Genomic DNA, 25,034 nt, shown 5'->3' with positions numbered 1-25,034 from the left:
CCTGGGCGTCCATGCGCCCGCTCCTCGGCTTGCTCGCCTTGCTCCCCTGCCTCGCCGCGTGCAGCGACGAGCCCCCCGGAGCCGCCGCGCCGCCCGCGCCCGACGCGGGCAGCGACGCCGGCCCGTCCTCCTTTCGCAGCGCCCTCTACCCCGAGGACTGGGCGCCCTCCTTCACGGACGCCGAGGGCCACTTCCTCCACGACTTCTCGTACGCGGGCTACCACCACGCCGAAGCCCCGCCCGGCGCGCCCGCGGCCGCGCCGACCTTCGACGTCGTCACGCGCGGCGCCGATCCCACCGGACAGACCGACGCGACCCTGGCCGTGCAAGCCGCCATCGACGAGGCCGCGGCCCAAGGCGGCGGGATCGTCACGTTCCCCGAGGGCCTTTATCGGATCGACGACAAGCTCGTCGTGGCCGCGTCGGGCGTCGTCCTGCGCGGCGCGGGCCCCACGAAGTCGCGGCTCCACTTCACGCGATCGGCGGGCATGAGCTACGACGCGCACCTCGCCTTCGTGGGCAAGGCCGAGCCGAACCTCGAGCTCCCGCTCGCCGCAGACGCGAGCTCGCGCGCCGACGTCGTCGAGGTAGAAAACGCCGAGGATCTCGCGCCCGGCGACGACGTCCTCCTCGGCTTCTCCATCACGCCCGCCTTCATCGAGGAGCACGGCATGACGGGCACGTGGACGGCCTTCAACGACACGTGGCAGCCCTTCTTCCGCCGCACCGTCGTCGCCGTCGACAAGGCCCAGACGCCGCACCGGATCACGCTCGACGTGCCGCTCCGGTATCCGGCGAAGCTCCGCGACGGGGCGAGTCTGCGCCGCGTCACGGGGCTCGTCCGCGAGTGCGGCGTCGAGTCGCTCGGTGTGTCGAACGCCGTCTCCTGGGCCGAGGCCTGGGCCGAGTCGCAGGTGCACGCGATCGACCTCCGGCGCGTCGTCGACTGCTGGATCAAGGACGTCGCCTCGTTCCCCTCGCCCGCGGCGCCCGCCGAGGGACCGGGCAGCGGCGCGCACCTCGCCTCGGGCGGCATCCTCCTCGAAGAGGCCACGCGCGTCACCGTCGAGCGCGTCTCGCTCGGCCTCGCCCAGAACCGCGGCGGCGGCGGCAATGGCTATCTCCTGGAGATCCGGCGCTCGAACGAGATCCTCGTCGCGGACAGCGAGGGCGACGGCGGCCGGCACAACTTCATCCAGAACTGGGGCTTCGGTACGACGGGCTGCGTCTTTCTGCGCATCCAGAGCCGCAACGGCAAGTCGCTCACCGACATGAACGCCTCGGGCTTCACGGGTTTGTCCGAGTTCCACCACTCGCTCGCGACCGCGAACCTCATCGACGCCTCGACCTTCGACGATGGCTTCTCCATCGTGAACCGCGGCGACGAGAGCACCGGCGCCGGGCACACGGGCACCGAGAACGTGCTCTGGAACAGCCGCGGCAAGGGCGCGCTCCGCTCGCTCCAGTTCGGCACGGGGTACGTCATCGGGACCGAGGGCCTCTTCGTCACCACCGAGTCGCCGCTGCCGATGGGTGAAGGCACGATGCCCGTCGATTGGGTCGAGGCCCTCGACGAGGGCGACACGCTCGACCCGCCCTCGCTCTACGAAGATCAGCTCCTCCGCCGCCTTCGCTAAGCTTCCGCGAGCGCTCTCCGGCTGCCCTCGTCCGCGTGCACGAGGCGCAGAAGCTCCTCGGACACGTTCGACAGCTCCGAGGCCGTCTGCAGCGTCTGCTTCGCGCTCGTTTGCACCTCGCGCGCCGCCTCCGAGACGGACAGCATCGCCTGGTTCACCTGCTCCATCGCCGTCGTCTGGTGCCGCGTGCTCGCCTCGATCTCGCGCGACGACCGCGCCGTGTCCACCACGTACGTGCGGATGCGCTCGAAGCTCGTGCCCACGTCCGTGAACCTGCGCGTGCTCGCCTCCACCGACTTCGCGCCGTCCTCCGTGGCCATGACGGTCGCGTTCGTCGCGCCTCGCACCTGCTCGACCAGGTGCTGGATGTTCCGCGCCGCGCCGGCCACGCGATCGGCGAGCTTCCGGATCTCGTCCGCGACCACGCCGAAGCGCCGCCCCGCGTCACCCGCGCCCACGGCCTCGATCGTCGCGTTGATGGCGAGGATGTTCGTCTGCTCGGCCAGCTCGCGGATGATGTCCACGATGCCCCCGATCTCCTGCGATCGCTGATTCAAGCCCACCATGTGCGTGACGACCTGATCGACCCGCTTGCGCGTCCCCTCGACGGTCTCGCGCGCCGCCGTCACGGTCTCGTCACCGCCCCGCGCGGCCGAGGACGTGTCCTCGGCGAGACGACTCACCTGGACGGCGCTCTCGGCGATCTGACGCGACGTGACAGTGAGCTCGCGGATCGTCACCGACACCTGCTGCGAGGTCGCGACCTGCTCGTTCGTCGAGCTCGCTTGTTGGGTCGCCGCGGCCTCGAGCTCGCGGGCGGCCAAGCGCATGCGCGCGGCGGCGGCCCCGATCCTTCGGCTCAGCGACCGGCCGAGGCCCGCGCCCACGCCGCTCACCACGAGGAATGCGAGGAGACACGCGCCCACGAGCACGGCTGAAAACGAACGCACGAGCTCGTCCACCGCGGCGGTCCGCGTGAGCAGGAGCGCCTGCTCTTCGTTGATCATCTCGTCGACGTGCCGGCGAATGGTGTCCATCGTGCGTTTGCCGTCGCCGGTCGAGACCACCTTCACCGCCGCCTCGACCCCTTCGCGCCTGCGGAGCTCGATGGTGCCCGCGAAATAACGTTTCTGCCGCTCCACGAGCGGCGCGAAGTCCCCGAGACGCTGCTGCTGCCGCTGGTTGTCGCCGGTCAGGCGCGCGACCTCGGCGACGTCTGCGTCGACGTCCTGGCTCGCCTTTTGGTACGGCTCGAGAAATGTCTCGTTGCCCGTGATGATGTAGCCACGCTGACCCGTCTCCAGATCCTGGAATGCGGAGAGCGTATGGCTGAGCGCGGTCAGGACCTCACGTGTATGCGCGACGGCGCCCGTGGCCACGAGCAGATGCTGCGTGGTCGTATAGGCGTACGAACCGATGAGAACCAGAAAAACCAGGGGAAGCGCGATGGCCGCGCCGAATTGCTTACCTACTGTCCAGGTCCTCGACCCTGCCATGCGTCCGATCCTCCGACCGCTCTCGAGCTCGCCTCGCGGCTTGGGCCGATCTCGCGAGCGTCGTGCCGAGCATCGCGCGGATGCTCGGTACGAGCTCCGCATCGATGGCTCGTTTCGTCAACGAGCCGTGCGCGCCCGATATCGCCGCGAGCCGCGCGAGCGGCTCTGCCTCCATGTTACTGCACAGGAGCACGCGGGTCGTCCCCATTCCGACCGCGTCGCGGATCATCCGTAGCACGAGCGGCCCGTCGAGCGTCGGCATATTGACGTCGAGCACGACGGCATCACATCGCATGTCGCGAATGGCCTGCAGGCAACCGAACGGTCCGCGGTGGAAGCGCGCCGCGAATCCAGCTTCTTCCAGCTGTCGAGCCGCGGCCAAACCGAAAGCTGCGTCGTCATCGATGACGAGGACCCGAACGCGTTCCAAAGGCATTCCTCCTGAATGCCACCGTGGTGCCGAAGCCCACAGCGGCATTGCCATATGTTACGCGGCGCCCTGGTCCGCATAGCAGAGCACACCAGGATTATCTACGTTACGCGTTCGTCGGCGAATTCGCAGTAAGAATGTTCCCGATTGACTGGTCGGGGATGCGGCGAATCTCTGACGGTTCGAGATTCCCGGGGTTTCGTCAAGCTTTGTTGGGCGCCGGGCGGTACCGGGACACACCTTTTCGAGATCAGGAGTCGTCGTCCTTCAAGATGAGCATCGGCGTGAGGCGGAAGTTGCAGGCGGAGACCTCCTCGATCGACTCCTCCGCGATGAAATCGATGAAGATCGTGGCACGACCGCCGCGCGACCTCGATGGCCTCGGCGCCGCCGGCGAAACGCAACCGTTGCACGCATCACGCAAAGGTTGCACGAAGGGGCTCGACAAGCGGGACGTGCGCCATGTATATGACTTGGCAAACGTCTTGCCAGGCGCCGCCCACATGACCACGCCCCTTCTCGTCTCGACGCTGATGAAATCCCCCGTGCTGTCGGTCACGCCCGACACGCTCGTGGATGAGGCTTACCTCTTGCTCGCGTCGCGACGCATCTCGTCGGCGCCCGTCGTCGATGAAACGGGCAAGGCGATCGGCGTCGTCTCGCTCACGGACCTCCTGCGCATCGGCCGCCTGCAACCGGCCTCGCTCGCGGGCATCCAGCCGATCGACCTGCCCACCGAGCCCGTCTCGGATCACATGCACAAGGGCGTCATCACGGTCTCGCCGAACGCGCCCGTGACGGCGGCCGCGCGTGTCATGGCCGACGAACGCGTGCATCGCGTGTACGTCGAAGAGGCGGGCAAGCTCGTCGGCGTCTTCAGCATCGAGGAGGTGCTCTCCTCCGTGCGCGCGCTCCGCCTCGAAGGATCGATCGGCGACGTGATGACGAAGCCCGTGATCTCGCTCCCCCTCACGGCCACGATTGCCGAGGCGACCTCGCGGCTCGATCGCGCGCACGTGACGGGCCTCGTGATCGTCGACGAATATCGCCATCCGGTCGGCGTCTTCACGCAGGTCGAGGCCCTCGCGGCGCGCAGCCTCGATCCCTCGACGAAGGTCGAGGACGTGATGAACTACGGCATCCTCACGCAGCACGTGAAGACGCCGCTCTACCGCGCGGCGGCGCACGCCTTCGAGTCGCGCGCGCGCCGCGTGCTCGTGCTCGAGAACGGCGAGCTCGTCGGCGTGATCACGGGCCTCGATTTCGCCCGTGTCCTCGCCGCGACCTGATCAATACGGCTTCTGCCCGATGAAGTTCCCGGGCGGATCGTAGTTGCAGACCCAGAACTCCCAGTCTCCCCCGCCGAGCGGCGAGCCCTTGCTGCATTTCGCCATGCCGCAGCCGAGCTTCGTCGTCTTCGCCCAGACCACCTGGGTGTAATGGCCGCACACGGCCGAACACTCGTTCGACTCGTAGATGTAATCGGCCTTCTCGGACACCCAGTTCGAGACGACCTTCTCCGCGGTCGAGCTATTGGAGCTGGCGTAGAGGTTCTCGCCGTAGTCGTTCGAGCTGTGCTCCCATACGCAGTTCTCCGCGTACGCCTGCGCGACGGCGGCGAGCTCCGGCGACCAGACGAGGGGCGGCAGCGGCTCCGGGGCCGGCGGATCGACGGACGCGCGCGCCGCGTTGTGGGCCTCGGTGATCCCTTGCATCGAGGCCGGCTCGCCGGCATTCGTGTTGCCCCCGCTGTCGCCGGATCCTTCGTCGTCGGAGCAGCCCGCGGCCGCCACGAGGAAAGAAACGAAGACGAGCCCATAGAAAGGTGAAAAGCGCTTCATGGGCCGATCGTTGCACGCCGCGCCGCCGGGGCGCAAGCCACCTCGGGACACGCGCACCGAATCGGCGCGGGGGTCCTGGAAAGCGCCACGCGACGCAGGTCCTGCATCACCTCTCCGTTCCAGATCGAAACGAACGACGAAGACGCGACGGAGCCGATCGCGGGCGCCTCGTACGCCACGGGATGCACCGTGCCGTCCGGGTCGATGCACGCCTGCTCCCATTCCATGCGACACGTCAGGAAGCGTGCGCGATTCGCAAAATCGTCGGCCGCGCGGAAACCACGCAACGCGGGGTCGTCGCCGGCGACACAAGGACAATCGCCGCGGGGATCGAGATGGTCCACGAGCACGACCCCCGTGGGCGCGAGGATCGAGCCGAGCTCACGGACGGCGCGCGAGATCCGCTCGCCCCGCGGATCGATCCATTCGACCTGCGCCCGCGGCGTGCACGGAAAAACCTCCTCGACCTTCAGCCAATCGACCCCGAGCGAAGCCGAAAGCCTCCCGAGCGCGGGCAACTCGTCCACGTTGGAAGCCGTCACGACCGCCGAGATCCCGATCCGCACGTCGACCCCGCGCGCCGCGCGGCGCCGCAGCATGCCCTCGACGTTCTTCACGATCGTCGCGAACCGCCCGCCGATCCGGAGCCCGTCGCTCGTCGCCGGCGTCGCGCCGTCGAGCGAAATCGAGAGGCTCGTCAGACCGAGATCACAGAGCGCGTCGAACCGCGCCTCGTCGAGCATCATTCCATTCGACAGCAAATGCACGTCCGTGCGGCCCGGACGACCTGCGCGCGCCCTCTGGATCGTCGCGAGCACCTCCGGGAAGATCGGCGCCACGATCGCCTCGCCGCCGTGCACGAAGCCCACGTAATCGGCCGCGGCGAACGGCTCCCGCAGCGCGTCGAGCAGCCACGGCTGCATCGTCCGTGCGCTCCCGCTCCGCGTCTTCTCCGGCGCATCCGTGATGCAATGGGCGCAACGCAGGTTGCACCGCTCGGTCACGGTGACGTAAAGCCGCACCGGGAGCGGCGCGACCACGCGCCCCGCGCGAAACGCATCACTGGACGCTTCCGGCCCCGCATTCCCCTCGATCGAAATGCCCGCCGCGCCCTCGCTCCGCCCCGCGCCCCTCGGCGCCTCCGGCCGCGAAATCGAAAACCATTGTCCCGCCCCGCCCGCGCGCCCGACGAGCCGCCCCGATTCCAATCGAAACACGTACGAAACACGCCGCGCCGACGCCGGCAGCCGCGCCTCGAACACGACGTGCTCGTCCTCCTCCGCCGCGACCCGCATCGCCTCTTCGCGCGCCCCTGCACCCTCGTCCCACCGCACGACGAGGCCCTCTCCGCGCCCACGACGCAGCGCCGCGCGAATGCAAAGCCGCCCGTCCTCCTCCACGGCCACGAACGGGCTCACCGGCGCGTGCAGGATCGGCTCCTCCGCGCCGCCCACCACGAGCACGTTGTTCCGCAGCCCGCCCCGCGCCCGCGTCCGCGGATTGTCCGGATCGAGCTCCCAGCGCGCGCCCTCGACGTGCAGCTTGTACTCGTACACCCCGATCGCCGCCTCGATCGTCGCCTCGAACGACCCGCCGTCGCGCCGCGCCATGGGCGTCGGGCGAAACGCCGACCATTCCCCGCAGAGCGAAACGAACGCCACGGGCCGCTCTGGCCGGTAGAAGAACGTCACGGGAACGGAAACCACTTGGCCACCATACGCGAATCCGCGCCGCGCGGGAGGTCCCTCCTGCCCCGCGGGACTTCTTCATCCGGAGCGTACCTGTGCCCGGGAGCCTGGACAAAGGCCCTCCCTTGTCTCTTCCCTGCCCGCCGGCTCCGCTGTACCCTTCGCGGAAGGCCATGGTCCAAAGACGTCCGCATCCTGGGCGATCCCGAGCGCGGTGGCTCGGGTTTTCCGCCGCAATCGCCGTCTTCGGCGCTTCGCTCACCGCATGCGTCGGCGTCATCGGCGACGCGGACGAGGACACGACCGAGCAAGAGTCGCTCGTCCTCGCCGCGCCCGCGCTCCCCCGCCTCACGGCCGCGCAGTACCGCAATACGCTCGTCGAGCTGTTCGGCGCGAGCATGCCCAAGGCGCCGCTCGAGGACGACACGAAGCCGTTCCTCTTCTACAACATCGGCGCATCCAGCACGACGCTCTCCGAGTTCGGCGTCCAGCAGTACGAGGAGTCCGCCGACGCCATCACGCGTCACGCGTTCGCCGACCCGGCCCGGCGCGCGGCCTTCGTCGGCTGCGAACCCGCCGCGCCCGGCGATTCCTGCGTCGAAGGATTCCTGCGTCGCTTCGGCCGCCGCGTCTTCCGGCGCCCGCTCACGAACGAGGAGGTCTCCCGCTGGGTCTCCGTCTCGCAGACGCTCGCGGATCCGAGCGCGTGGGAGGGCCTGCGCCTCGCGGTCTCGGGCCTCGTCCAGTCCCCGCATTTCCTTTATCGCGTCGAGGTCGGCGCGCCCGACGACGCTTCCCCTGAACGGCGCAAGCTCACGGGCTACGAAATGGCCACGCGCCTCTCGTTCCTCCTCTGGAACCAGGGCCCGGACGACGCGCTCCTCGACGCCGCCGAAAAGGGCGAGCTCGACAAACCCGAGGGCATCGCCGCGGCGGCCGAGCGCCTGCTCGACGATCCCCGCGCGCGCTCGGCCATGCAGGCGTTTTTCCGGCAATACCTCGACCTCGGCCGCCTCGACGGCATCCAGCGCGATCCGGCGGCGTATCCGTACTTCACGCCCACCATCAAGGACGCCATGCGCCGCGAGGTCGAGATGCTCGTCGAGGACGTCGTCTTCGAGAGCCGCGGCGACGCGCGCAGCATCTTCAGCACCCGCAAGACCTTCGTGAATGCGGACCTCGCGGCGCTGTACGGCATCGAGGCGCCCGGCGCGACCGTGGACACGTTCGTCCCGGTGGAGCTGCCCGCGGATGGCCCGCGCGCGGGCATCCTCACGCTCGGCGCGTTCCTCACCATGAATGCCCACGAGACCCGCACCTCGCCCACGGCGCGTGGCAAATACGTCCGCGAGCGTGTCTTTTGCCTCGAGGTCCCGGCTCCGCCCCCGGGCGTCGACACGACCCTCGATCCGCCGATGGGCGAGCCGAAAACCGTCCGCGAGCAAATGGAGGCGCACCGCACGAACCCCGCCTGCGCCGCGTGCCACACCTTCATGGACCCGCCCGGCTTCCTCTTCGAGCATTTCGACTCGTCGGGGTATTACCGCACCGTCTTCGAGGGCAACCTGCCGATCGACTCCTCTGGCGACCTCGACGGCAAACCCCTCGCGAACGCGCGCGAGCTCGCGACGGTCCTCGAGACCGAGCCCCGCGTCGGCCGTTGCATGGTCCAGCAGCTTTATCGCCATGCGCAGGGCCGCATCGAGACGAAGGGCGAGCGCCTCGCGCTCGAAGACCTCGCCTCGCGCTTCGCCGGCGCATCCTTCGATTTCCGCACCCTCTTGATCGAGCTCGTCACGCACGACGCGTTCCGTTACATCGGCGAAGAGGAGAGCCCGTGAAGACCACGCCCCTTTCCCGACGAACCTTTCTCCGGGGCGCCGTGGGCGGCACGGCCGTCGCCCTCGCTTTGCCCACCCTCGAAGCGATGCTCGGCGCGCGCGGCGCCGAGGCCGCGTCGACCGGGCCGATCTTCGGCATCTTCTTCTGGGGCGGCGGTTTGCCCTGGCACGACGGCCACGGCGCGCCCCAGGCTGGCCACCCCGACCTCTGGACGCCCTCCACGACCGGCAAAGATTACGCGCCGAGCGAGCTCCTCGCGCCCCTCGCGCCCTTCCAGCCGAGCGTCGTCACGGGATTGACCCCGCACACGGCCGTGCCGGATACCCCGCCGGGCCAGAGCGACGGCCATATGCGTGGCTTCATGGTCTCGATGACCGGCGATCGTGTACGCCCCGAGGGATTCGATCACCCCTCGCACACGCTCACCGCGCTCCGCCCCACGCTCGACCAGTACGTCGCGAAACACCCGGCTTTTTATGGCCCGGAGAGCCCGCGCTTCCGCTCCCTCATCCTCGGCGCGAGCACCGCGCGCTTCCACGATTACGGCCACTGGAACGCGATCTCGTACAATGGCCCCGACGACCTGAACCCGCCGATCCTCGATCCCGGCCAGCTCTATGATCTCCTGTTCGGCGTGGCGGCGGACACGGCCGGATTGAAGCGCCGCGCGCTCCTGCTCGACGCGGTCATGGAGGACGCGAAGAGCCTCTCCAGCCGCGTCGGCGCGGCCGACAAGCAACGCATCGAGGCGCACCTCGAACACCTGAATGCCGTCAAGAACCGCCTCGACTTCTCGGGCGAGGCTTGCGCGCCCCCGGGCAAACCCGCCCCGAACGAGGACCTCCTCGCGAAGACCGAGATCATGGGCTCGCTCCTCGCCTCGGCGCTCGCCTGCAACATGACGCGTGTCTTCTCGTTCATGTTGAGCTCCCCCGCGACCACCCACGTCTTCTCGAACCTCGGCGTGCCCAACGATTTCCACGCCACGGTCCACGAGGGCACCTGGGAGCACGCGCGCGCGGGCATCATGTATCAAATGCAGGCCTTCGCGGCGTTCCTCGGCCGGCTCCAGGCCGTCGTCGAGCCGACGGGCGGCACGCTGCTCGATCGCGCGCTCGTCTTTGGCCTCTCCGAATACGGCGAGGGCTACCAGCACAGCGTCGCCGAGATGCCCTGCGTCCTCGCGGGCGGCGCCAATGGCAAGATCCGCCGCAACGTCCACGTCCGCGACCCCGGCGGCAATTACAGCAAGGCGCACGTCACCATGCTGCGCGGCGTCGGCCTGGAGACGCCGAGCTTCGGCTGGAACGGCGGGGAAACCTCCGAAGCCTTCGGCGACATCCTCGTATGAGCCGCGTGCCATTGCGTTCCCATCACCGTTCGTCTTTCCAAACCCTCGGCGCCGCGGCGTCGCTCCTCGCGTGCTCCCTCCTCGCCCCGCGGGCGGCGGTCGCCGCCCAGCCCACGGGATACCTCGACAGCGCGGGATGCGATGCCATCGCGGGCTGGGCCCAGGATCCCGACGTCCCGAACCAGCCGATCGACGTCCACGTCTATTACGGCGTCCCCGCGGGCACCCCCGGCGCGCCTGCCATTGCCGTCCGCGCGAACGTCCACCGCGACGACCTCTGCGCTGCGATCGGCTCGTGCGAGCACGGCTTCTTCGCCCCCTCCCCGCTCGCCCTGCACGATGGCAATGCCCGCGACGTCTACGCCTACGGCATCGACACCGGCGGCGAGGGCAATCCGGTGCTCGGCAATAGCCCCCGCACGCTCCAGTGCCCGCCGGCCGCGCAATCCGGCGTGCGGCGAAAGGTCGTCGGCGCCCCCACGTACGACGCCTGGCGATTCTCTTCCTTCTGGGACCTCTTGCCCCTGCCCGCCGCGGACGCCGACCTCCTCCCGGACGGTCCGGATATCCCGGACAAACCCGAGCTCGTCCAGGCCGACGACGGCACCGGACAAACCTGGCTCGTCGACGGCGGCGTGCGCCGGCTCGTCTCGCCGGGCGCCGCGGCGACCTGGCGCTTCGACCTCGGCAAAGCATCCGTGCGCCCCGCGGCCGAGGTGGTTGCCCTCGTCGAGGGAACGCCGCTCCGCCCGCGGCCCGTGCTTTTCCTTCGTGGCGCGCTTTATCTCGTGGACGACCCGCAACCCGTCGTCCCTGGCGGCGCGAGCTCGTCGTCGGGCGGCGGCGGCGCGGGCGGCGGCGATTGGGGCGAAGGCGGCGAAGGTGGCGAGGGCGGCGAATCGACGCTGGACAAACCTTCCAGCGGCGCGTGCACGATGGGCGCGCCCGGACGCGCGGATGCCTCCGGGTTTGTCCTGTCCATCCTCGGCGCCCTCGCATTCGCGGCGCGGCTCAGGCGGCGAACGTAACGCCTACTCTCCGGCCATCGGCGGCAGCGGCCGCGGACCCGGCGGATCGAGCGACGGCTCCTCGCTCGGCTCCCCCACGAAACGCGGCGCGCCTCGATCGTCGATCGCGACCCGCACGAATCGATGCCCGGTGATCCCTTCCCGGGTCACGTCGAGCTCCACGAGCGTCCCTGTGCGGCTCCCCGGCCGCGTCATCCCCGAAAACACGAAATTCCCGATCCCGTGCGCGATGAGCCGCCCGCGATATCGCTCCGCCGGCTGCACCACATGGGCGTGCGCCGCGATGACCGCGTCCGCCCCGGCGTCGATGAGCGCGCGGCTCGCCTCGCGCTGGTATTTCGAGGGCGTGAGCGCGTATTCGATCCCCCAGTGCACGAACACGATCACCACGTCGGCGCGCTCCCGCGCCCGCGCCACGTCCTGCTGCGACCGGGGCCCGCCGCGATCCACGTGACCGATCAGCGCGATTCGCACCCCGGCGACCTCGCGCACCACGAACGCCTCACGCGCGGGGCTCGCCTGCGTCGTCCCGAAATGGCCCAAACCCGCGGAATCGAGGCGCTCGAGCATCTCGAAATACCCCGCCTCCGACATGTCGAGCGTGTGGTTGTTCGCCACCGACACCATATCGAAGCCCGCGGTGAGGAGCAGGCGCGGCGCCGAAAGCGGCGCCACCAGCGGCTCGGGAATCGTGGCCTCCCCCTGCGACGTGACCACGCATTCGAGGTTCCCCACGAGAAGATCGTACGATCGCAGCCGCTCCGCCACGTGCGCGAAAGGAAAGGCCGGCTCCTGACCTTTCTTGATCACCGCCCCGACCCCGCCCGCCATCGACACGTCGCCCACGAAAGCGACGGTCGCGCGCGGCATCTCCGCTGCGCGCGGCGCTTCGACGGACACGGGCGGCGACGCGGGCCGCGGCATCGCGCTCGCGAGGGGAACGGGGCGCCCCGGCGCCCCCGACGCGCCGCTCGAAAACCACGCCGCCGCGAGCACGAGCCCGAGGAACGTCAGAGCCGAGGCGCGGCGCGCTTGCATTCAGGGGAAAGCCTACACCATCCCCCCGGTCGCACGAAACATTCCGGAGCGCTCAGACCGCGAGGACGTCCCGCAGATCGAGCCCCGGGATCACCTCCGCGTGCTCGTGCACGAGCCGCCGAACGCCCTCGGCCAGCACCTCCTCGATCTTGCCGCGCACGAGCCCGGGGACGATCGAAGCCTCGGACGCCGGATCCTTGGCTGCGAGCGCGATCCCCGCGTCGAGCGCCACCTCGTACCCGGCGAAACGCACGACCCCCGCGACCACGCGCACCAGCGATTCGAGCCCCGCGACCTCCTCGAGTGTCCCGCGCAACCTGAGCCGCGACAGCGTCACGACGCCGCCACGATCGATACGAATGTGCCCGAGCTCCACGAGGGGGCTCCCGCTTTGGACGACCGAGAGCGCCTCGCTCGTGATCGTGATCGATTGCAGGTTCGCGGCGCGGACGCGCTCCGCGTTCGAGCTCCCGGCGGCGATCCGCGCGAGGTTTCCGCTCCCCTTGATTTCCACGTGGATCGCCCCGCCGGCCGCGACCGAGAGCCCCGTCCCGTTCTGTTCGTGCACGAACGGCTCGCGTAACGCGAGCGTCGCCTCGGCCGCGGGATCGCCGAGATCCGCGATGGAGACGTCCGACGCGCCGCTCGAGGGCGCTTTGCGGAAATTGTCGGCGATCGCCTCGAGCGTCGCGAGCGCGGCCTCGTCCCGCATGGGATCGTACCCTGGGCTCGCCATCTTCGTGCCGGAGAGGCCCGCGGCGATGATCTCCACGATCTGCTTTTTGGCCTCGCCCGTGAAATCCAGGAGCCCCTCGCCGGGGCCGTCGATCGGGGAGACCCACGCCTCGATGCGCGCGTCCGAAAACCGCACGTCCGCGCCCCCGAACAGCATGTTCTTCGCGGGCCACAATGCGTCGATCACGATCGGCGGATCACAGCGCAAGGTCAGCCGATCCTGCGCGATCCTGAGCCGCACGCGGCTCGCGAGCTCGGTCCGGAGCTCGCGGATCCACGTCCGGCTGAGGTTCTTGCCGCGGGGCAACGTGAAGGACAAACCAATGTCGCGCAGCTCCACCACCGGAGGAAGCTGCCCGAGCAGCGCACTCGTCGGGTCCGACATGTCGCCCCTCCCCACGCCCACGTACGATGTTGCGAGTACCGATGAACTTTTTACCGCGACCGGCCACAGATGGCAAGCACCGTCTCGGGCAACAATTCTTCGCGTTCCGGGAGTTGACTTTGTGACCGCCGGTCACTAACACGGACAGCCATGAATCTTCGCGACTTCTTATTCAGGACCGCCATCTCGTCCCTCACCCTCGCCCTGCCGGCCCTCGTGGGCTGTGGGGGCTCGGAGCCCGCCGAGCCCGGGCAGCCCGGGCAGGAAGAGCTGCTCGCGCCCCCGGAAGCGGGCAAGGGCATCCAGTTCAAGATGGTGACGCAGCTCGACCCCGGCACCGAGGGCGAGCATTGCATGTTCGTGAAGGCGCCCGCCGAGGGGCTCTACGTCAACCGTGACGAGGTCCGCTTCACGAAGGGCAGCCACCACTTCTTGCTCTACCAGACGACCTACGAGGACATTCCGACCAAGAAGGAAGACGGCACGGTCGTCGACACGAGCGGCGTGTTCGACTGCTCCGACGGCGCCACGAATGGCTGGGCCGTGGAGAAGCTCATCGGGGGCTCGCAGAACGGCGACGGCGAGGCCTTCTTGAAGTTCCCCGAGGGGGTGGCCATGAAGGTGCGCCCCGGCGCGGTGCTCCTCATGAACGCGCATTACATCAACGCCACGATGAACGTCATCGAGCCCGAGGTCCGGATCAACCTCTACTCGGTCCCCGAGGCGGAGGTGAAGACGGAGGGCGACGTCCTCTTCCTCTACAACCCCTTCATCCACGTCGGTCCCATGGGCGAGGGCCGCGCGCGCATGCGCTGTCCGGTGCACAAGGACATCACGATCGTGAACGTGCAGTCCCACATGCACGCGCGTGGCGTCGACTATTCCGCGTCGCTCGTGGGACAAGCGGAGCCCTTCTACACGAACACCGAGTGGGAAAAGGTCCCGGTCAAGGATTTCGGCGCGGGCCTCGAGGTCAAGGCCGGCTCGTGGTTCGATTATCATTGCGACTACTCGAACGGCGAGATGCGCGACGTCTACCAAGGGCCGCGCTCGACCGACGAGATGTGCATGCTCATCGGCTCGTATTACCCGGCCGAAGCGGCGACCGCGAACTGCCTCGCCGAGCCCGCCACCCCCAACCAGCCGAACTACCTCGGCGCCGAGTGGGTGGGCAATGGCAAGGCGACGTGCGCCGAGTCCTTCTCGTGCGTGCAGCAAGCCCTCGGCTCGGGCATGGGCGGCCTCGAGGCGATGACGCAATGCGTGACGAACTCCGACGCCGCGGTCGCGAAGGAGATGTCCGCCGCCCTGCGTTGCCTCTTCAGGCTCGGCCCGGGCCAGAATCCGACGGAGGTCTGCAAGACCGAGTTCGACGCCTGCCTCGCGAAGTGACCCTCCCCCGCCGGATCACGCTCCCTTCGGCGTGATCCGGCCCCTCTCCCCTCCTCTCAATCGAGCGACAAGAGCCCGCGCCGCACCGCGAGCAGAATCGCGCCCACGTGCACGCCGTGGATGATCTGCCCGCGCTCGATCGCGGGCACGATCTCCTTCGGCTCCATCAGCGCCACGTGAATGTTCTCGGTGGGATCCATCCGCTGCGCAGAGGCCCGGCGCGCGCCGGCGGCGAAAAAGAAATGGGCGCGATTCGTGTGCCGGCTCGGCTCCGTGTTCGTCGAGAGGAGCGGCTGCCACGTCTCGGCGACGAACCCCGTCTCCTCCTCGAGCTCGCGCCGCGCAGCCTGCTCGGCCGTCTCGCCCGCGTCGATCACGCCTGCGGGTAGCTCCCGGCTCACGCGCGCCGCGCCGTGCCGGTACTGATCGACGAACACCACCTGCCCTTCCTCCGTCACCGCCAGCACCGAGGCCCAGTCGGGCGCCTCGATCACGTGAAACTCGTAGATCTCGCCGCCATGCGGCAGGGCGATGCGTTGCTCGTGCACGGTGAGCCATCGACGCTCGACGATCGGACGGCTCTGCATCACGGACCAGGGCTTCATGCGCCCTTCCCTAGCCTCCCTCCGCGGCCCCTGCAAGCTCGCCATCACCCGCGGCGGCGATCGGGGATCCTGCCCGAGGAAACCTTCACGATTGCTTTGTCGTGACCCGACGCAATGATTCTCGCGTCGGTCGCGCGTTTGTCGAGACGCACATCAAGCAAACCCGGACCATGCACCGCCGAGGCGTGGACCCGGCAACGATCCTTCTGCCTTCTACGCATTATCAGGGATCTACACGATTTCGACGAACCATGGGGTGCTCAATGGAATTTCGTTGGCATCGGCACCCAGGCCGGTGAAATCGTGCGCTTGGATTGACGCACGAGCTCGGATCCTGCTTCCTTGCGACTTCCACATTCAATGCCCCGATGGCTCGACCCCGGGTGCGGGGGCCATGGAGGAATTACGATGAGCGCTGGTACGAAGAAGCTCGGCCTCGTGGGCCGATCCGTGGTTGCTTTCGCCCTCGTCTCCGGCGCGCTCGGCGCCGGGTGCGTGGGAGCACCGAGCGGCGACGAAGCCGTGGCCGACACGTATGAGAGCTTCGAGGCATTCGAGGCCGTTACGTATCGTGAGCCTGACACGGGCATCTACATCGTCGACGGCGACACGCCCGTCGACGACATCAAGAAGCTGGAGGAGTTTTACGAGACGTACGTCCAGAAGGGCGCGCTCATCGTCCACCGCGCGGGCGGCCAGGACGCGAAGTGGAACGACACGCAGAAGCTCGACCTCACCTACTGCGTGAGCACGACCTTCGGCACTCGGTACGACACCGCGGTCCAGGCCATGAAGGACGCGACGGCCGCCTGGGAGGCCGTGGCGAACGTGAAATACAAGCACGTGTCCGCCCAGGATGGGAGCTGCAACGCGCAGAACGGGAACGTCCTCTTCGACGTGCGTCCCACGAATTCGAACGGCCAGTACCTCGCGCGCGCGTTCTTCCCCGGCGACGGCCGCAGCAGCCGCAACGTGCTCATCGACAGCGGCGCGTTCGGCAACAACGGGCCGACGACGCTCACCGGCATCCTGCGGCACGAGCTCGGCCACACCCTCGGCTTCCGCCACGAGCACACCCGCCCGGAGGCCGGCACGTGCTTCGAGGACAACGAGTGGCGCGCGCTCACCCCCTACGACTCCAAGTCCGTCATGCATTACCCGCAATGCAATGGAACGGGCGACAAGACCCTGTCGCTCACCGCGATGGACAAGCAGGGCGTGGTCTCCCTGTATGGCGCGCCCGGCGGCGCGCCGGCCCCGGAGCCCGGCGACCCCGGCGATCCCAGCGACCCCGGCAATCCCCCGGCTCCGGGCGGCGGCACGCCGTCCACGAAGAGCTTCAACGGCACCGTGAACAAGGCGCAGGTCGTGCAGCTCGCCCCGGTCTCCGTGCTGGAAGGGACGACGTTCGACGTCACGATGACCGGCAAGGGCGACCCCGATCTCTACGTGCGTTTCGGCGCGCAGCCCGCGCCCGGTCAATGGACGTGCCGCCCGTACAAGACCGGCCCGAACGAGGCCTGCAGCCTGACCGTTCCGCCCGGCGAAACCCAGGCGTTCATCGCGGTGCGCGGATACAACTGGGGCCAGTATCAGATCTCCGTGACCTACACGGCGCCCTGATCGACGAACCTTTGCGGCTCCGCGCGGCGCCCCTCCCGCAGCGCGGAGCTGCCGCTTTTCTCCCGGCGCCTCTTCCGCGCCGGCTCGCCTCGCGGAAACGCGGACGAAGCGGTTGAACGGAACCCGACGTTTCCGTACCATCCCGCCCGCACGTCCCTCCCTCCCCGTTCGAGGCGAATTCATGAAACGCTCGGGATCATTCGGGACCCTGCTCGGGGTCCTCTTCCTCGTCACGTTCTCCGCCGGCTGCGGCGACGACACGCCGCCGACCCCCCCGTCCACCGTGGACGCCGGCACCGACGCCGGCGGCGAATGTCCGCCCGCGCAGCACCCCGATGGACTCGGCGGCTGCACCTCCGATCCATGCACGCCGAACCCGTGCACCGATCCTCTTCGCACGCAGTGCAAAGACGAGGGCGGCGTGGCCACGTGCCAGTGTGATCCGGGCCATCACGACGAGAGTGGCGCGTGCGTCCCGGATACCACCTGCACGCCCACCACCTGCGGCGGACACGGATCCTGCGACGCGACGAGCGGCACGCCGGTCTGCACCTGCGATCCCGGCTTCGCGGGCGACCATTGCGAGGACTGTGACACGCAAGGCGGGTACATCCCCGACGGCCAGGGCGGCTGCACGAATACCCCTTGCGAGCCGAACCCATGCTCCTCCGACAAACCCGCGTGTTCGGTGGAAGGCGGCATGATCGTGTGCGGCTGCGGCGCCGGGACCCACGAGGAAAACGGGTTCTGCGTGCCCGACGCGACGTGCATGCCCACGACCTGCGGCGGACACGGCACCTGCATCGACGCGGGAGGCGGCAACCTGAGCTGCACCTGTGACCCGGGCTGGGCTCCGCCGAACTGCGGGACGTGCGACGACGCGATGGGGTACCACCCCGACGGCGCGGGCGGCTGCACGCAGGATCCTTGCTTGCCGAACCCCTGCAAAGACCCACACCAGACCGTCTGCAGCGCGCCGAGCGGAATGCCGGTGTGCGGCTGCGATCCCGGATATCACGACGAGGGCGGCCTCTGCGTCGTCGACGAGGTCTGCGCGCCCGCGAGCTGCAGCGGGCATGGCGCCTGCTCGGACGCCGGCGGTATCGTCGTATGCACGTGCGATGCGGGGTATGTCGGCGACGCGTGCGCGGAGTGCGACACGAATGCCGGGTATCACCCCGACGGCATGGGCGGCTGCACGCAAGACCCCTGCTTGCCGAACCCGTGCGTCGAGCCTCACGAGACCGTGTGCACGCCGAACGGCTCGCTCGCGGTCTGCGGTTGTGATCCCGGCTATCACGACGACGGCCAGGGCGGCTGCACCGACGATCCTTGCAAGCCGAACCCCTGCCTCGCGCTGAACCAGGCGTGCAAGAACGACGGCGGCGTGGCCGAATGTTACACGCCCGCCTGCAATGACGGAAACCCCTGCACCACCGACACCGTCGTCAACGGCGCGTGCACCTACACGACGCTGCCGAACGGCTCGGCTTGCTCCACCACGCTCTGCTTGACCGGACAAACCTGCCAGGCCGGCACTTGCACGGGCGGCACGACCGTGACGTGCAACGACGCGAACCCCTGCACCGTGGACACCTGCAATGCGCTCACGGGCTGCGCGAACACGGTCGACAACACGATCATCCCCGACGACGGCATCTCCTGCACCGCCGACGTCTGCCAGAACGGCGCGCCCAAGCACACGGCGACGAACGCTCTCTGCAACGACAACCTTTATTGCACGGGCACCGAGAGCTGCGCGCCCTCGAACCCGAGCGCGGACGCGAACGGCTGCATCCACACGAACGTCCCCGTGGCGCCGCCCGCGCCCGGCCCCTGCGCCTCCTACGGCGCATGCAATGAGGCCACGCAGGGCTTCCCGCTGATCCCGAAGCCCGCGGGGAGCTCCTGCAACGACGGCATCGCCTGCACACAAGGCGACACCTGCGACGCCGCCGGCCTCTGCAAGGGCGCGGCGACCGCGAGCTGCGCGGGGAACCTCGATTGCGCGACGACCACGCCGATGCCCAGCGGCATCGACGTCCCGGTCGGCACCGTCTCCGGCACGATCACGCTCGCGGGCCAGCCGCTCCCCGCGACGAGCTACTACGCCGGCGCCACGTTCTATCTCAAGGCCCGGGATACGGGCGCGCAACATTCCGTGGCGTATTTCAACTACAGCGGCAGCGGCTACATGCTCAATGGTCCCACCTGGACCGCGAGCTTCCTGCCCGGCGTCTACGACCTCTGGTACCGAAAGAACTGGGACAGCCAGTACGATACGGTCTCAGCGACCAGCGACGGCGATCCCAATCCGAACGGCATGCGGATCCTCCAGACGAACCTCGTCCTCGGCGCAGGCGCGAACACGCTGAACATCGACGTCCCGAGGTCCACGGTCTCGGGCACGATCACGCTCGGCGGACAGCCGCTCCCCGCGACGAGCTACTACGCCGGCGCCACGTTCTACCTCAAAGCGAAGGACACCGGCGCGCTCCATGCCGTCGCCTACTTCAACTACAGCGGCAGCGGCTACATGCTCAATGGCCCCACCTGGACCGCGAGCCTCCTGCCCGGCGATTACGAACTCTGGTACCGCAAGAACTGGGACAGCCAGTACGACACGGTCACCGCCACCAGCGTCGGCGATCCCAATCCGAACGGCATGCGGATCCTGAACAAGAACGTCACCATCGCCCCCGGGGCGAACACGCTGAACATCGATGTTCCGACGGCCACGGTCTCGGGCAACATCACGCTCGGCGGACAGCCGCTCCCCGCGACGAGCTATTACGCCGGCGCCACGTTCTACCTCAAAGCGAAGGACACTGGCGCGCTCCACTCCGTCGCCTACTTCAACTACAGCGGCAGCGGCTACATGCTCAATGGCCCCACCTGGACCGCGAGCCTCCTGCCCGGTGATTACGAGCTCTGGTACCGCAAAAACTGGGACAGCCAGTACGACACCGTCACCACCACCAGCGTCGGCGATCCCAATCCGAACGGCATGCGCATCCTGAGCAAGAGCGTGACGATTGCCGCCGGGGCGAACACGCTGAACATCGATGTCCCGACGGCCACGGTCTCGGGCAACATCACGCTCGGCGGACAGCCGCTCCCCGCGACGAGTTATTACGCCGGCGCCACGTTCTATCTCAAAGCGAAGGATTCCGGCGCGCTCCATTCCGTCGCCTACTTCAACTACAGCGGCAGCGGCTACATGCTCAATGGTCCCACCTGGACCGCGAGCCTCCTGCCCGGTGATTACGAGCTCTGGTATCGCAAAAACTGGGACAGCCAGTACAACACCGTCACCACCACCAGCGTCGGTGATCCCAACCCGAACGGCATGCGTCGTTTGAGCGGAAACGTCACCATCACGCCCGGGGCCAACACGCTGAACATCGATGTCCCGATGGCCAAGGTCTCGGGCACGATCACCCTCGAGGGACAACCGCTCCCCGCGACGAGCTACTACGCCGGCGCGACCTTCTACCTCAAATCGAAGGACACCGGCGCCCTCCATTCCGTCGCCTACTTCAACTACAGCGGCAGCGGCTACATGCTCAATGGCCCCACCTGGACCGCGAGCCTCCTGCCCGGTGATTACGAGCTCTGGTACCGGAAAAACTGGGACAGCCAGTACAATACCATCACCACCACCAGCGTCGGTGATCCCAACCCGAACGGCATGCGGATCCTCGACCTCGACGTCACGATCACGCCCGGGAACAACACGCTCGACATCGACGTGCCCATGACCACCCTGTCGGTCCCGATCACGCTCGCCGGCCAGCCCATCCCACCGACGAGTTATTACGCAGGCGCCACGTTCTACCTCCGTGCCATCGATACGGGCGCCCTGCATTCCGTGGCGTACTTCAACTACAGCGGTAGCGGGTACATGCTCAATGGTCCCACCTGGACCGCGAGCCTCCTGCCCGGCGTCTACGATCTCCTTTATCGAAAAAACTGGGACAGCACCTACGACACGGTCACCACGACGAGCGTCGGAGATCCCAACCCGAACGGCTTCCGCAGGCTCGGCGCCTGCCTCGTGGTGCCCTGAAGGCCTCGCCGACGCCCGCCCGCTCCCGCGGTTGACCGCGCCTCGGGGCTAGGATATCCCCGCGCGATGCGAACGCGTTCGGGCCTCGTCCTCGCCCCCTTCTTCTTCCTCCTCGTCGCCTGTGGCGGCGGGGCCGCCCAAGATCCGAAGACGTCCGCCGACGCGGCCAGCGGCGAAGACAAAGCCCGGCCGGCCGAGTGCGAGGCCGTCGGCAAGCACCTCGTCGCCCTCGAAGATCGGCCGAAAGGCAAGGGCCCGGCCGATGAAATGCGCTCGCTCACGGGCGCCTTCCTCCGCCTCGCCGACGATCTCAAAAAAGAGCCCATCGCGACGCCCGACTTCAAGGAAGCCGTCGCCGAGCTCGCCGCTCAAGCCGAGAGCTTTGGCAACCAGCTCAAGTCGATGGGCCCGATCGTCGACGAGATGGAGCAGATCAAGGGGCAGCTCAGCGCCTGGGAAAAGAAGGTCACGTCCACGGCGAACGCGTTCGACGCGACCTGTAACAACGGTCCGCAAGCCGAGTGCGAGGCCCTCGGCGTCGAGCTCCAGAAGGTCCCCCGCATCGAGGGCGAGAAGTTTGCCGAGCACGCCGCCGCGATCGAGAAGTTCATCGCGGCGATGGAGAAGCTCCAGGTCAAGGACGCGAAGGTGAAGTCGAGCCTCACGGCCATGCTCGGCGCGCTCAAGGAAGGCGTCCCGCCGATGCGTCGCTTCGCGGTGCTCCTCGCCGAGTCGAAGAAGGTCGACCCGGCGGGCGAGGAGTTCAAGGCGAAGGTGAACCACGTCGCGGCGATGTGCGGCGTGAAGCCGGAGGAGTGAGCCTCCTAGAGCTCGCCATCGCCTCTCGATGTCCGCGCCTGCCCAAGCCCTCGGCGCGCCCGCGAAACCCTCCGGGCTCGGCGCCTTCTTCGCCCTCGATCTCCTCGACAATCGTTATCCCGCGCTCCACGGCCTGCGCGTCCTCGCGATCGTCAGCGTCGTCCAGTACCACGTCACGTGGATCTTCTGGGGCGAGCAAGGCATCCCGCTCGATCGCGGCTTCGTCGACCGATCCCTCTCGATCTTCTTCGGGATGGATCTCTTCTTTCTCCTGAGCGGCTTCCTCATCGGCTCGATCCTGCTCCGCTCCCTGCAGAAGAGCGGCACCCAGGATCTGCGCCGCTTCTATCTGCGCCGCGTCCTCCGCACGTTCCCCTCGTACTACGTGGTGCTCACGATCCTCGCGCTCGCGCTCCCGCTCACGGCGACGCAACGCGCGCATCTGCCCTACGAGTACACGTACCTCACGAACTTCGTCTCCCTGCACCGGCCCGACATCATCATGTTCTGGGGCTGGTCGCTCTCGCTCGAGGAGCAGTTTTACCTGACGGTCCCGCTCCTCTTTTTCGTGCTCCACCGCCTTCGCAGCGAGCGCGCGCGTTTCGTCCTGCTCGGCGCGCTCTTCTTCGCGGCGCTCGTCGTGCGGCTCGTCATCTACTTCCGCTACCGCCCGTGGAACGATTTCATCCTCTACGGCGCGCTCTATTTCCGCACGCACACGCGCTTCGACACGCTCATCGCGGGGATCCTCCTCGCCTTCGTGCACCAGCGCCACGGCGAGGCCGTCGGCCGCTTCCTTTCGCGGCCGTTCCACCGCGCGCTCCTCGCGATCCCGGCGCTCACGTGCCTCTGGCTCCTCTTGAACCCCGCGATGTTCGGCGAGGAGCACGTCCAGCTCGTGCACGTCTTCTGCTGGGGCACCGTGACGAGCCTCATGTACCTCTGCGCCTTGCCGCTCCTGCTCCACGGCGACGGCTTCCTCCACCGCGGCCTCTCGGCGCCCTTCTTCCGCCGCGCCGCGACGCTCGGGTACGGCGTCTACCTCGTGCACATCCCGATCATCGACCACGTCATCGTGCCCGCCGCGAAGTTCCTCCAGGGAAAGCGCGTCTCGCTCCTCCTCGTCTGGCCCGCGTCCCTCGCGGCCACGATGCTGATCTCGTTCGTGATCGGCTACGCGATGCACGTGCTCATCGAAAAGCCGTCGCTCTGGCTACGAGAGCGATTTGCGGGCTAGGGATCGAAGGCTTTTCCGAACCCGCGCGGCGGCAGCTCCGCGAAGGAAAAACCCTTCCGGCCCTCGGTGATCCACGTGAGCGAGGGCTCATCGAGATCACGATCGAGCTCGAAGCGCGCCGAGCGCGGGCCGCGCGGGCCGACGTCGAGGACCGTCACGCGGATGCCCGGCACCGTGAAGACCTCGCCCGGCGCGATCGGGGCATCGTAGCTGCGGAAGAGCGCGCCTGGGCCCATCGGAAAGAGGCTGTGCTCCGGGGGCACGCGGACGTCGAGCGTGCGCGCGTCGCGCCGGAGCACGAGCGCGTGACCCGTCTGCGCGAGGATCCGCCAGCGCGCGGGCAAACGGCCGCGATCGTCGAGCGCGAACGGCAGGAAAAACGCGCTCGCCATGCAGCGGATCACGACCACCTCGGCGTTCTCCGGCGCCTCGATCTGCCCGCGCAGCTCGGCCGAGTGCTTCGTGAAATCGTCGGCGGACCTCTGCTGCCTCCGCGCCATGAGCCACGCGGTCCCGGGGCCGTGCACGAGGTGCGCGAAGCCGAGCGCCATCGCGGCGAGCCCCGTGAGCTGCACGGCCATGTTCCTCGGCCGGCGCGCGTCCTCGTCGCTCGGCGCGGAGAACCACGCGTATTCGAGCAGCATGCCGACCGCGGGCGCGATGCCGAGCAAGCTCGCGCCGAGCACGCGCGGCGAGGGCACGACGGGCAGCACCGGCACGAGCGCGAGCACGGATCCGAGGAGCAGCCACGCGATCTTCGGTCGGCGCGCCTCGTCCTGCGCCGCGTACGCGCGCCGCAGCGGCACGTAGAGCAGGGCCGCGGTGCCGACCGCGAGGAGCACGGGCAGGACGATCGAGGTGTTGTTGGGCAGGAGCGTCTCGTCGTCGAGCGCGAGCCATCCATCCGCGAGGAGCGTGACGAACCTGCGCGGCACGGCGCGCAAAAACGAGCCCGTCTCGCGGAACGGATCCGTGTAGAAGCCCGAGCCGAACGAGCCATACCCGCCCCGGTGCCGCGCGTAGAGGTACGCCACCGTGGGCAAGACGAACGTCGAGACGAACGCGGCGCGCCGGAGCAGGCTCTCGCGTTTGCCCACGATCTCCAGGGCGAGCACGTAACCGCCGAAGCACACGGCGTACTCGCCGGAGAGCAGCGAAAGCGTGAAGAGCCCCATCGCGAGCGCGGCGTCCCTCAGCCTTCGTTCCTCGCGGAAACGCGCGTGCGCGGCGAGGCCCGCGATGCCGAACGTGAGCGAGAGCAGCGCCTCGCGGTTGGCGAGCCAGGCGAGGGGAATCGCGTGGGCGGGCGCGAGCGCGAACGCGACCGTCGCGATCGCCGCGGCCCGCGCCGAGAGCGCGCGCCGGAAGAGGGCGCGCGCGCCGAGCACCATCGCCGCCCACCAGGCGAACGAGTGCAGGTGCATGAGGAGCGGCACGCCGCGGAGCGCTTGGTGCTCAAAGTAACGGAGCGCGCTCGCGAGCGGGCGGAAGAAGCGGATCTGGAGATCGGGGTGCGCCCACCAGGGGAGCATGCCGCGCTCGACGAGGGCCGCGCGATCGGCGTCGTTGATGAAGTCGTAGAGGTCGAACGGACCCCGCTTGCCGGGGAACGTGCCCTCGATCATCGAGGCCTGGAGGTAATCGTCGAGCAGGAAGGGCGTGCGGATCGCCGGCAGGTAGACGATGACGCCGAGCAGCAAAATGAGCGCGAGGCCGATCCAGGGGCGGCGACCTTCTGACAACGCTGCAATTGTCGCGCGGAGTTGCGGCGCGCGGGAGGAGCGAGGGGCCGCTTCGTTCGTCATTGTCGACAAGGAG

General features: G+C 68.5%; 19 protein-coding genes. 10 read left to right on the top strand and 9 right to left on the bottom strand.

Annotation, left to right across the window (positions count from 1 at the left end):
* Positions 1-11: 11 nt before the first annotated feature.
* The gene (locus QHF83_RS04890) at positions 12-1,637 is read left to right on the top strand and encodes a glycosyl hydrolase family 28-related protein (protein WP_282416590.1); all 1,626 of its coding nucleotides are present in this window, start codon (positions 12-14) and stop codon (positions 1,635-1,637) included.
* Here the strand turns inward: QHF83_RS04890 and QHF83_RS04885 are convergent.
* From QHF83_RS04885 to QHF83_RS04875, 3 genes are all read right to left on the bottom strand, one after another.
* Positions 1,634-3,133, bottom strand: a complete 1,500-nt coding sequence (locus QHF83_RS04885; RefSeq protein WP_282416589.1) for a CHASE3 domain-containing protein — start codon at positions 3,131-3,133, stop codon at positions 1,634-1,636. The genes QHF83_RS04890 and QHF83_RS04885 overlap by 4 nt on opposite strands.
* Complete coding sequence (locus QHF83_RS04880; RefSeq protein WP_282416588.1) at positions 3,102-3,563, bottom strand: response regulator; 462 nt, start codon at positions 3,561-3,563, stop codon at positions 3,102-3,104. The genes QHF83_RS04885 and QHF83_RS04880 overlap by 32 nt, the downstream gene beginning before the upstream one ends.
* Positions 3,564-3,813: 250 nt before the next feature.
* The gene (locus QHF83_RS04875; RefSeq protein ID WP_282416587.1) at positions 3,814-3,996 is read right to left on the bottom strand and encodes a hypothetical protein; all 183 of its coding nucleotides are present in this window, start codon (positions 3,994-3,996) and stop codon (positions 3,814-3,816) included.
* Between the two features lie 70 nt (positions 3,997-4,066).
* On the opposite strand from QHF83_RS04875, the gene QHF83_RS04870 reads away from it, so the two are divergent.
* The gene (locus QHF83_RS04870; protein ID WP_282416586.1) at positions 4,067-4,852 is read left to right on the top strand and encodes a CBS domain-containing protein; all 786 of its coding nucleotides are present in this window, start codon (positions 4,067-4,069) and stop codon (positions 4,850-4,852) included.
* Here QHF83_RS04870 and QHF83_RS04865 read toward each other — a convergent pair whose 3' ends face one another.
* Positions 4,853-5,404: a CAP domain-containing protein gene (locus tag QHF83_RS04865; RefSeq protein ID WP_282416585.1), complete on the bottom strand. Its 552-nt coding sequence runs from the start codon at positions 5,402-5,404 to the stop codon at positions 4,853-4,855.
* On the bottom strand, positions 5,401-7,110 hold the full coding sequence (locus QHF83_RS04860; RefSeq protein ID WP_282416584.1) for a radical SAM protein: 1,710 nt from the start codon (positions 7,108-7,110) through the stop codon (positions 5,401-5,403). The genes QHF83_RS04865 and QHF83_RS04860 overlap by 4 nt, the downstream gene beginning before the upstream one ends.
* 155 nt (positions 7,111-7,265) lie before the next feature.
* Here QHF83_RS04860 and QHF83_RS04855 point away from each other — a divergent pair, with 155 nt between their 5' ends.
* Genes QHF83_RS04855 through QHF83_RS04845 form a run of 3 tightly spaced genes read left to right on the top strand, consistent with a single transcriptional unit; the run spans position 7,266 to position 11,313 of the window.
* Positions 7,266-8,933: a DUF1592 domain-containing protein gene (locus QHF83_RS04855; protein WP_282416583.1), complete on the top strand. Its 1,668-nt coding sequence runs from the start codon at positions 7,266-7,268 to the stop codon at positions 8,931-8,933.
* Entirely contained in the window at positions 8,930-10,285 is a 1,356-nt protein-coding gene (locus tag QHF83_RS04850; protein WP_282416582.1) for a DUF1552 domain-containing protein, read from the top strand. Before QHF83_RS04855 ends, QHF83_RS04850 begins: the two co-directional genes overlap by 4 nt.
* Before the next feature lie 5 nt (positions 10,286-10,290).
* Entirely contained in the window at positions 10,291-11,313 is a 1,023-nt protein-coding gene (locus QHF83_RS04845) for a hypothetical protein (protein WP_282416581.1), read from the top strand.
* 3 nt (positions 11,314-11,316) lie between these two features.
* On the opposite strand, the gene QHF83_RS04840 is transcribed toward QHF83_RS04845, so the two are convergent.
* Together QHF83_RS04840 and QHF83_RS04835 are read right to left on the bottom strand one after the other, a co-directional pair.
* Positions 11,317-12,351, bottom strand: coding sequence for a CapA family protein (locus QHF83_RS04840; RefSeq protein WP_282416580.1), 1,035 nt, complete (start codon positions 12,349-12,351; stop codon positions 11,317-11,319).
* A 52-nt stretch (positions 12,352-12,403) separates the two neighbouring features.
* On the bottom strand, positions 12,404-13,471 hold the full coding sequence (locus QHF83_RS04835; protein ID WP_282416579.1) for a hypothetical protein: 1,068 nt from the start codon (positions 13,469-13,471) through the stop codon (positions 12,404-12,406).
* A 150-nt stretch (positions 13,472-13,621) separates the two neighbouring features.
* Here QHF83_RS04835 and QHF83_RS04830 point away from each other — a divergent pair, with 150 nt between their 5' ends.
* Positions 13,622-14,863, top strand: a complete 1,242-nt coding sequence (locus tag QHF83_RS04830; RefSeq protein ID WP_282416578.1) for a hypothetical protein — start codon at positions 13,622-13,624, stop codon at positions 14,861-14,863.
* A gap of 56 nt (positions 14,864-14,919) precedes the next feature.
* On the opposite strand, the gene QHF83_RS04825 is transcribed toward QHF83_RS04830, so the two are convergent.
* Complete coding sequence (locus QHF83_RS04825) at positions 14,920-15,468, bottom strand: NUDIX hydrolase (RefSeq protein ID WP_282416577.1); 549 nt, start codon at positions 15,466-15,468, stop codon at positions 14,920-14,922.
* A gap of 408 nt (positions 15,469-15,876) precedes the next feature.
* On the opposite strand from QHF83_RS04825, the gene QHF83_RS04820 reads away from it, so the two are divergent.
* The 4 genes from QHF83_RS04820 (at position 15,877) to QHF83_RS04805 (ending at position 23,216) form a co-directional block, all read left to right on the top strand.
* Positions 15,877-17,091, top strand: coding sequence for a M57 family metalloprotease (locus tag QHF83_RS04820; RefSeq protein WP_282416576.1), 1,215 nt, complete (start codon positions 15,877-15,879; stop codon positions 17,089-17,091).
* Positions 17,092-17,272: 181 nt separating this feature from the next.
* On the top strand, positions 17,273-21,160 hold the full coding sequence (locus QHF83_RS04815; protein ID WP_282416575.1) for a hypothetical protein: 3,888 nt from the start codon (positions 17,273-17,275) through the stop codon (positions 21,158-21,160).
* A gap of 66 nt (positions 21,161-21,226) precedes the next feature.
* Positions 21,227-21,979 carry a hypothetical protein gene (locus QHF83_RS04810; protein ID WP_282416574.1) on the top strand — a complete coding sequence of 251 codons (753 nt, stop codon included), beginning with the start codon at positions 21,227-21,229 and terminating at the stop codon, positions 21,977-21,979.
* 28 nt (positions 21,980-22,007) lie between these two features.
* Positions 22,008-23,216, top strand: a complete 1,209-nt coding sequence (locus tag QHF83_RS04805; RefSeq protein WP_282416573.1) for an acyltransferase — start codon at positions 22,008-22,010, stop codon at positions 23,214-23,216.
* On the opposite strand, the gene QHF83_RS04800 is transcribed toward QHF83_RS04805, so the two are convergent.
* The gene (locus QHF83_RS04800) at positions 23,213-24,958 is read right to left on the bottom strand and encodes a hypothetical protein (protein ID WP_282416572.1); all 1,746 of its coding nucleotides are present in this window, start codon (positions 24,956-24,958) and stop codon (positions 23,213-23,215) included. The two genes, QHF83_RS04805 and QHF83_RS04800, sit on opposite strands and share 4 nt — an antisense overlap.
* Between the last annotated feature and the right edge of the window lie 76 nt (positions 24,959-25,034).

The sequence above is a fragment of the Polyangium sp. 15x6 genome, assembly GCF_029960785.1.
Lineage (GTDB): Bacteria > Myxococcota_A > Polyangia > Polyangiales > Polyangiaceae > Polyangium.
The sequence above is the reverse complement of the archived record's forward strand: the minus strand, read 5'-3'. Positions and strand labels throughout refer to the sequence as shown.

Coding starts and splice junctions, on each gene's coding strand:
- QHF83_RS04835 (WP_282416579.1), bottom strand. CDS start 13,471: ATGTCGGACCCGACGAGTGCGCTGCTCGGGCAGCTTCCTCCGGTGGTG.
- QHF83_RS04805 (WP_282416573.1), top strand. CDS start 22,008: ATGTCCGCGCCTGCCCAAGCCCTCGGCGCGCCCGCGAAACCCTCCGGG.
- QHF83_RS04885 (WP_282416589.1), bottom strand. CDS start 3,133: ATGGCAGGGTCGAGGACCTGGACAGTAGGTAAGCAATTCGGCGCGGCC.
- QHF83_RS04825 (WP_282416577.1), bottom strand. CDS start 15,468: ATGAAGCCCTGGTCCGTGATGCAGAGCCGTCCGATCGTCGAGCGTCGA.
- QHF83_RS04855 (WP_282416583.1), top strand. CDS start 7,266: ATGGTCCAAAGACGTCCGCATCCTGGGCGATCCCGAGCGCGGTGGCTC.
- QHF83_RS04830 (WP_282416578.1), top strand. CDS start 13,622: ATGAATCTTCGCGACTTCTTATTCAGGACCGCCATCTCGTCCCTCACC.
- QHF83_RS04815 (WP_282416575.1), top strand. CDS start 17,273: ATGAAACGCTCGGGATCATTCGGGACCCTGCTCGGGGTCCTCTTCCTC.
- QHF83_RS04865 (WP_282416585.1), bottom strand. CDS start 5,404: ATGAAGCGCTTTTCACCTTTCTATGGGCTCGTCTTCGTTTCTTTCCTC.
- QHF83_RS04870 (WP_282416586.1), top strand. CDS start 4,067: ATGACCACGCCCCTTCTCGTCTCGACGCTGATGAAATCCCCCGTGCTG.
- QHF83_RS04810 (WP_282416574.1), top strand. CDS start 21,227: ATGCGAACGCGTTCGGGCCTCGTCCTCGCCCCCTTCTTCTTCCTCCTC.
- QHF83_RS04820 (WP_282416576.1), top strand. CDS start 15,877: ATGAGCGCTGGTACGAAGAAGCTCGGCCTCGTGGGCCGATCCGTGGTT.
- QHF83_RS04890 (WP_282416590.1), top strand. CDS start 12: ATGCGCCCGCTCCTCGGCTTGCTCGCCTTGCTCCCCTGCCTCGCCGCG.
- QHF83_RS04840 (WP_282416580.1), bottom strand. CDS start 12,351: ATGCAAGCGCGCCGCGCCTCGGCTCTGACGTTCCTCGGGCTCGTGCTC.